Source organism: Halorubrum sp. SP9 (assembly GCF_005435015.1).
Lineage (GTDB): Archaea > Halobacteriota > Halobacteria > Halobacteriales > Haloferacaceae > Halorubrum > Halorubrum sodomense.
The window spans coordinates 1-246 of sequence record NZ_SGXU01000680.1 but is presented as its reverse complement, the minus strand read 5'-3'; the positions used below and the strand labels follow the sequence as shown (position 1 = coordinate 246).

At 61.8% G+C, this 246-nt stretch carries 1 pseudogene; it reads right to left on the bottom strand.

Annotated elements, in window-relative coordinates:
* Positions 1-246 (bottom strand): annotated as a pseudogene (locus tag EXE45_RS18980) (group 1 glycosyl transferase); the annotation flags it as partial.

Here is a 246-nt window from a genome sequence, read left to right as displayed (position 1 = left end):
ACTGTTGACGAAGTAGTGATCCACGCGCGGATCGACCGCCATGTCCCGCGTCCGGAGGTAGCGTATCATCGGTCGCGAAAGTGCCCCGAACAGCGAGTCCTTGCGGTCGTGGTAGAGGTCGTAGAACCACCGAGGCGGAGAGTGACAGTAATTCACATGAAGCGTGTCGTCGGGCGTAATGACTGCCCGTGTCGTCGCGCCCGACGTAACCAGCACGTCCGGATCGCCGAACTCCCGCCAGTCGAC